Origin of the sequence: Micromonospora sp. CPCC 206061, assembly GCF_036906915.1 — a bacterium.
Classification (GTDB): domain Bacteria; phylum Actinomycetota; class Actinomycetes; order Mycobacteriales; family Micromonosporaceae; genus Phytohabitans.
Genome location: NZ_JBAKHX010000163.1, coordinates 1 through 6,278, shown reverse-complemented (window position 1 = coordinate 6,278; position 6,278 = coordinate 1). Strand labels below are relative to the sequence as shown.

Below are 6,278 nucleotides of genomic sequence, written 5' to 3'. Positions count from 1 at the left end.
GCCGCCCGCAGCGCCCCCGCCACGGCCGCGCCGCCGGCCGCCGCGAGGCACAGCAGCAGCGCGGCGCGGCCGGGCGCGTACGTGGCGGCCAGGGGCAGGATGGCCGCGGCGCAGGCGACGGCGACGGCCGCCAATCCGGCCAGCCTCCTCATCGGACCATCCCGTTCCACCGGTCGGCGAACTCGGCGGCCGTGGCCGCGGCCAGCGCGACCGCGCCCGGTGGGAGGGCGGGAGCGCTGGCCCGCTTGCCCAGCAGCACGACGACCAGCGCCGAGTACCCGGTTCGGGCGGCGAGGACGGGCGACAGGTCGGCGTCCGGGCCGGACAGCACGAGCAGCGTGTCACCGGCCCGGTCGCGTCGCAGCCCGGGCAGGGTGCGGGTGAGGTCGACGCCGGCCGCCGGGCCCACCTGGGCGAGCAGGTCGAGTCCGGCGTCCACAGTGGTGGCCACGGCGGGTCGCGAGGCCGGACACAGGGCGAACGGCACGCCGTCACGCCCGGCCGCGGCGAGCAGCGAGGCGGCGGCCTCGACGACGTCCTCGAGGGCGTCCTCGTCGGCGCCGTACGCCTCGGCGCGGTCGTCGACCAGTACGGCCAGCCGGGGCAGGGCGGTATCGACGTGTTCGCGCACCATCAGCGTGCCGAGCCGCGCCGACGTGCGCCAGTGCACGCGGCGCAGGTCGTCGCCCAGCCGGTACTCGCGCAACGCGTGGAAGGCGATGCTGCCGTGCAGGGCGGTGTCGAGCAGCCCGTCGAGGCTGGGCGCGGTGCCAAGCGGCAGCGCCCGAAGGTACCGCCAGCGGGGCCGCACGAGCACCCGGACGGCCGGCGCCACCTGGCGCTGCGCGCGGCACAGGCCGAGCGGGTCGCGCCGGCCCACGCGCAGCGGCCCGACGGTCAGCACGCCGCGCCGGCCGGTCGGCAGCGGGTACGAGACCCGGCTCGGGATGCCGCCGCGCACCCGGACGGGCGTGGAGACGGTGTGCGCGCCGAGCGGCCCCCGCACCGGCTCGGTGACGTCGAGGTTGCGGGACCGGCCGGATGCCGAGTACACGTCGACGTCGGCCCGGCAATCCTCGCCCTGCCGGGCGCGCGCCGGGGTGACCACGCGGTCGGCGGAGACCCGCGGCGGCGCGCCCACCCAGGCAGCGGCGAGCGCCAGGCACAGCAGCGCCGCGCCGCCGAGCAGCGCGATCTCCCGGTATCCGGCCACGAGGCCGAGCGCCAGCAGGATCGGCCCGGCCGCGAGCACCGTCCACCCACGACTGGTCGGCATCAGCGGAGGGCGGCCTCGGGAGTGGGCACGGCCACCTCAGCCAGGATCTCGCCCATCACCTCGGTCGCGCCGCGGCCGCGCAGCGCGGCGTCCGGCGCGAGCAGCAGCCGGTGCGCGCAGACGGACTCGGCGAGCGTCTTCACGTCTTCCGGCACCGCGTAGGGCCGGCCGGCGGTGAGCGCGTACGCGCGGGCGGCGCGGGCCAGCGCGACGCAGCCGCGCGGCGACAGGCCGAGCCGGACGTCGGGGTGGCGCCGCGTCACGGCGGCGACGCGGCGGATGTAGTCGTAGATGCCATCGTGGACGGCGACGCGCTCGGTCAGGGCGGCCAGCCGGGCCACGTCGGCCACCGTGAGCACCGGGGTGAGCCGGTCGGGGGAGCGGAGCGCGGCGCCGCGCATCACCTCAAGCTCCGCGTCGGCCTCGGGGTAGCCGACGGACAGCTTCATCAGGAACCGGTCGAGCTGCGCCTCGGGCAGCCGGTACGTGCCGTCCATCTCCACCGGATTCTGGGTGGCGACCACGAGGAACGGCTGCGGCACGGCGTACCGGTTGCCGTCCACTGTGACGTGCCGCTCCTCCATGACCTCCAGCAGCGCCGACTGGGTCTTCGGGGACGCGCGGTTGATCTCGTCGGCGAGCACGACGTTGGCGAAGACCGGCCCGGGGTGGAACTCGAAGACCTGCTTGGCCTGGTTGAAGATGGTCACGCCGGTCACGTCGGCGGGCAGCAGGTCGGGAGTGAACTGGATGCGCCGCCACCGCCCCTCGACGGTCGCCGCGATCGCTCGGGCGAGGGTCGTCTTGCCGACGCCGGGCACGTCTTCGATGAGCAGGTGCCCGCCGGCGAACAGCGCGGTCAACGCCCGCCGCACCACCTCGGTCTTGCCCAGCAGCACGGTGGACACGGCGTCGGAGAGGCGGCCGAACGAGGTTTCGAAGTCGGCGACCTCCTCCGGCGTCAGCGGTTGCACGTATGACCTCACTTGCATGGGGCGATGGCGTCGATGTTGTCGCCGTTGTCGAGGTAGACGAAGGCCTCCGGCACCCAGTGCCCGCCGGCCTTGAAGATCCAGTGGCCGCTCTGCTTGCCCCCGTACGGCCGGGCGTCAACGGTCTCGCCGTACTCGCGGCAGACCGCGAAGATCCGGTAGTCGTCCATGTTGTAGTCCACGGCCGCGCTCGGGTTCCAACCCGGGCTGTCGAAGATGGGCACGCCCCGCTCGCAGAAGTCCGGGTCGGCGTTCGCCGGATCGTCATGGCAGTGAATGTTGCCCTCGGTGCCTCGCGGGTACGTCGTGACCTGCCGGGTGTCGTTGGCCGACTGGCCGTTCGCGGTGGCGGTTACCGTGACCGTGTAGTTGGTTGACGGGTTCAGGCCGTCAACCTCGACGCGGCCGCCGCAGCCGGTCGCCGACTGCGAGCCCGCCGCGACGGTGCATCTCACCGCGCCGCCTCCGGGGTTGGTCACCCGGAACAACACGATGACGTCGTCGTCACCCTCCAGCACGTCATTGATGGTGACCGTCACCCGAGGCATCGCTTCAACGGAGACTATGGCAGCCGCCCCCTCGCCGGCCGCGTTGACGGCGGCGACCGACACCTGGGTCAGCGCCTCGGCGCTCGTGATGGTCGCGGTGCGGGCGCCGCCGGCGACCTCCCGCGTGATATCGCCGGCGCGGACGATGTATGCGGTGATCGGGCGGCCGTTCGCGTTGGCCGCGCCCCAGGTGACGGTGTAGGTGTTGGTGTTGGTCTGCCTGGTGGCCACGTTCGCCGGCCGGCCGGGGCGGGTGAAGGGGACCACCGCGTTGCTCGGCGGGCTCGCCTGGCTCGCGCCACCGCCGGTGGCCGCGCGGGCCACTACGGTGAACGTGTAGGTCGCGCCGGGTGCCAGCCCCTCGAACTCGGTCGACAGGCCGGTGACCGTCTGCGGCGGGTTGTCGCCCGCTTCACCGTCGCGTAGCGGCGTCACCACGTAGCTGCCGGCGTCCGGCACCGCCGCCCACGAGACGGTGACCCGCCCGGCGGCGACGGTGGCGGTGGGCGCGCCCGGCCTCGCGGGAGCCGCGCCGACCGGGGTCACCGGCTCGGACAGCGCCGGGGCGCTGCTGCCGTACGCGTTCTGGGCCACCACCCGGAACCGGTACTCGGTGCCGTTCCGCAAGCCCGTGACCAGTGTGGACAGTTGGTCGCCGGCCACCTCGACGCGCCCGCCGTTCCAGGTCACGACGTACCGGTCGACGCCCGCGCCACCCCTGGTGGCCGCGCGACCCCAGGTGACCCGCACCTGCCCGTCGCCCGCCAGGACCGTGACCGGCACCGGCACGCCGGGCGCTCCCGGCTTTTCGGAGGGCCGGTCCTCGGTCGGCGTCGGCTTCGGCCGGGACGTCTTCGACGGGCTCGGCGGCTTCGGCGGCCCGGTGGTGGCGGTCGGCCGGCTCGGCGCGGTCGGGCTGACGGTAGGGTCGGGCACGGCCGCGCCAGGACCATATTTGTCCACCGTGCTGGTCTCGCCCCCGGGGTCGACGACCACGGCTGTCGGAGCGTCCACCGCGTTGATGAACAGGTGCTGCTCGCGCACCAGCAGTTCCAGCGTTCCGGTGGAGCGCGGCACGCTGATGGGTTTCAGTGGATTGCCGTCCTTGTTGTAGACGCGTACCAGGCCGGCCTTCTCGTCAGGGACATAGATGCGCCCGGCGAACGGTACCGCCGTCTGCGCGCCCACGGGGAGCGCGACCTTGCCGACAGGCCCGCCGGCGTCGACGTCCTCGATGGTCACCGCCGCGCGGTCCGGCGGCACCGTCACCACCGCGAGGTCGCCCACCGTGCGTTCGGGCATCACGGCGGACGCCAGCTTGACCGGCGCCTTCATCCGCTTGGTCTCCTTGCCGCTCACCGCGACCATCGCGTCACCGCTGCGGTCGACGGCGAGGACGCCCTTGTCCAGCACGCTGACCGCGAGGTCGTGGCCCGGCTCGGCGACCGGCACCGTGCGAGTGACCGCCAGGTCGTCGCCGCTGCCGGTGACCGCGACGACGGTGCCCTGGCCGGGCAGGCCGAGCCAGAGCGCGCCGTTCGTGTCGTACGCCCCGCCGACCAGCGGCGCGGGCAGCTGCAGCGGCTCGCCGCGCACCTGCAGCGTCGCCGGGTCAAGCGAGCGGACCAGGCCACGGGTGCGATCGACCACAGTGGCGCGTTCGCCGGAAAGCACGACGGTGACGTCGTTGCCCGGGTCGACGGCGAGCGATCCGCTGAAGCCCATCCGGCTCAGGTCGACGGACGTCATCCGACCGGTGTCGAGGTCGTGCAGGAGCAGGAAGTTGTCGTCCTGCGTCACCCGGATGCGGTGCCCGCGCGAGTCGACGAGCGGCTGTCGTAGGTCGACGGTGCCGGAGTCGCCGTTGAGGCGGGACACCTCGCCGACCGGCCGGCTCCACAGCCAGGCGCTGCCGTCGAAGACCGCCGGGGCCTGGCCCATCGCACCGAGCCCGAACACGGTGCCGACCAGAGCGCCGGCCACCGCGACGACCAGCGTGCCGGCCGTGAATCCGCGCAGCCGCCGCGGAAACACGTTCAGCAACTTCACGAGGGGACCTCCTCGGCCAGGCAGGCCGCCAGTTCCAGCAGCGCCGCCCGGGTCGGGCGGCGAAGTCGTTCGATGTCGACGATGCCGTTCTCGGCCAGCGCGTCGTCCCAGGGCACCCGCACGACGCGCTCGTTGGGGCGCCAGCGGCCGAGCCGGTCACGCCGGTCGCGTCGGCCCAGCCGGCCTAGCCGGCCCACGCCGGTGACGGCGACGACCGCCGACTCGGCCAGTGACCGGTCTATCTTGTACAGCCGGTCGAGCGTGTTCTCCGCCGCGGACATCGCGTCCGGCGCGGCCGTCGTGACCACCACGGCGCGATCCGACCGGGCCAGCGCGCCGTGGCCGATGTCGCTGCCGTCGGCACCGACATCCAGCAGCGTGTACGCGAAGTCGAGGCGCAGGTCGGCGACGACGCGGGCCAGGGTGGGCCGGCCGAGCGGAGTGTCCCAGGGCGCCCCGTCGACGACGGCGACGCCGGCGACCTGGGCCGGCTCGACCGTGCCCGCGGCGTAGGCGCCCGCGTCGGGTGCGGCGGCGCCGCCGAGCAGCCGGCCCAGCGACGGTGTGCCCGTGCGGGTGTCGGCGAGGGCCACCTGCCCGGGCACCAGCGTGCCGAGGGCCAGCGCGACGCCGGCGGCCGTGCTCGTCGTACCCACGCCGCCCTTGCCGGCGACGAACGCCGCCACCCGTGGCGAGCCCTGCGCCCGGCGAACCATCGTGGACAGCTCGTGCTCGTGCGCGACCCGGGCGGAGCCCTTCGCCTGCCGGGCCACGGGCCGGCGCGGCGGGACCGGGGCCGATTCGCCCCCCGGTCCTCCAGAGTCGTGCCGGAGAAGCGTCACCGGACCTGGCCCGCGATCGCCGGCTCGGCCACGCGGACCGGCCGCTCCGCGACGGGACCGTCCACGATGGCAGTGGGTGCCGGGGCGGTCTCCCACAGGCTGTCTTCGGGCGCCGCGTCGGTGCCCGCCGTCTCGACCCGCGGCGGCTCGTACGCCGGCTTGCGGTCCCGCCGCGGCCCGGTGGCGACCGGGCTGGCGGCCTGGTCGCGGGCGCCGGGCAGGGCCAGCTGCGGCGTCTGCGGCGCGAGCGCCGGCGGCCGGCGCTGGCCGGTGAGGTCGAGCCGGTTGACCGGCGCGGTCTGCCACGGTCCATCGTGGACCGGTTGCCGCGGGACGGCGGCGAGCGGGCGCCGGGCGGTGCCGCGGGCTGGCCGGCGTTCGGCGTTGCGGCCGAGGACCGGGCCGCTGGGCGGCGGTACCGGTGGGGTCGCCCCGCGGGCGCCGGCGAGGTTGGGCGTGGCCGGTCGCGCGGTCGCGCCCAGCTCTCCGGTGAGGGCTGCCGGCCGCTGCGCCGCTGCGCCGGTGCGCCGCTGAGCGCCGCCGGGCGGGACCGCGCCCGGGACGCCGGTGG

Annotated in this window: 4 protein-coding genes and 1 pseudogene; all 5 read right to left on the bottom strand. The window is 75.4% G+C overall.

Annotation, left to right across the window (positions count from 1 at the left end; genetic code table 11):
* Window positions 1-148: 148 nt before the first annotated feature.
* Window positions 149-1,276 carry a DUF58 domain-containing protein gene (locus V6V89_RS40885; RefSeq protein ID WP_334625100.1) on the bottom strand — a complete coding sequence of 376 codons (1,128 nt, stop codon included), beginning with the start codon at window positions 1,274-1,276 and terminating at the stop codon, window positions 149-151.
* Entirely contained in the window at window positions 1,276-2,268 is a 993-nt protein-coding gene (locus V6V89_RS40880) for an AAA family ATPase (RefSeq protein ID WP_442935322.1), read from the bottom strand. Before V6V89_RS40880 ends, V6V89_RS40885 begins: the two co-directional genes overlap by 1 nt.
* On the bottom strand, window positions 2,259-4,865 hold the full coding sequence (locus V6V89_RS40875) for a fibronectin type III domain-containing protein (protein WP_334625097.1): 2,607 nt from the start codon (window positions 4,863-4,865) through the stop codon (window positions 2,259-2,261). The genes V6V89_RS40880 and V6V89_RS40875 overlap by 10 nt, the downstream gene beginning before the upstream one ends.
* Window positions 4,862-5,638 carry a hypothetical protein gene (locus V6V89_RS40870; RefSeq protein WP_334625096.1) on the bottom strand — a complete coding sequence of 259 codons (777 nt, stop codon included), beginning with the start codon at window positions 5,636-5,638 and terminating at the stop codon, window positions 4,862-4,864. The genes V6V89_RS40875 and V6V89_RS40870 overlap by 4 nt, the downstream gene beginning before the upstream one ends.
* A gap of 65 nt (window positions 5,639-5,703) precedes the next feature.
* Window positions 5,704-6,278: pseudogene (locus tag V6V89_RS40865) on the bottom strand (hypothetical protein); the annotation flags it as partial.

Excerpts from the sequence above, each read along its gene's own strand:
- V6V89_RS40885 (WP_334625100.1), bottom strand. The coding sequence starts at position 1,276 with ATGCCGACCAGTCGTGGGTGGACGGTGCTCGCGGCCGGGCCGATCCTG.
- V6V89_RS40880 (WP_442935322.1), bottom strand. The coding sequence starts at position 2,268 with ATGCAAGTGAGGTCATACGTGCAACCGCTGACGCCGGAGGAGGTCGCC.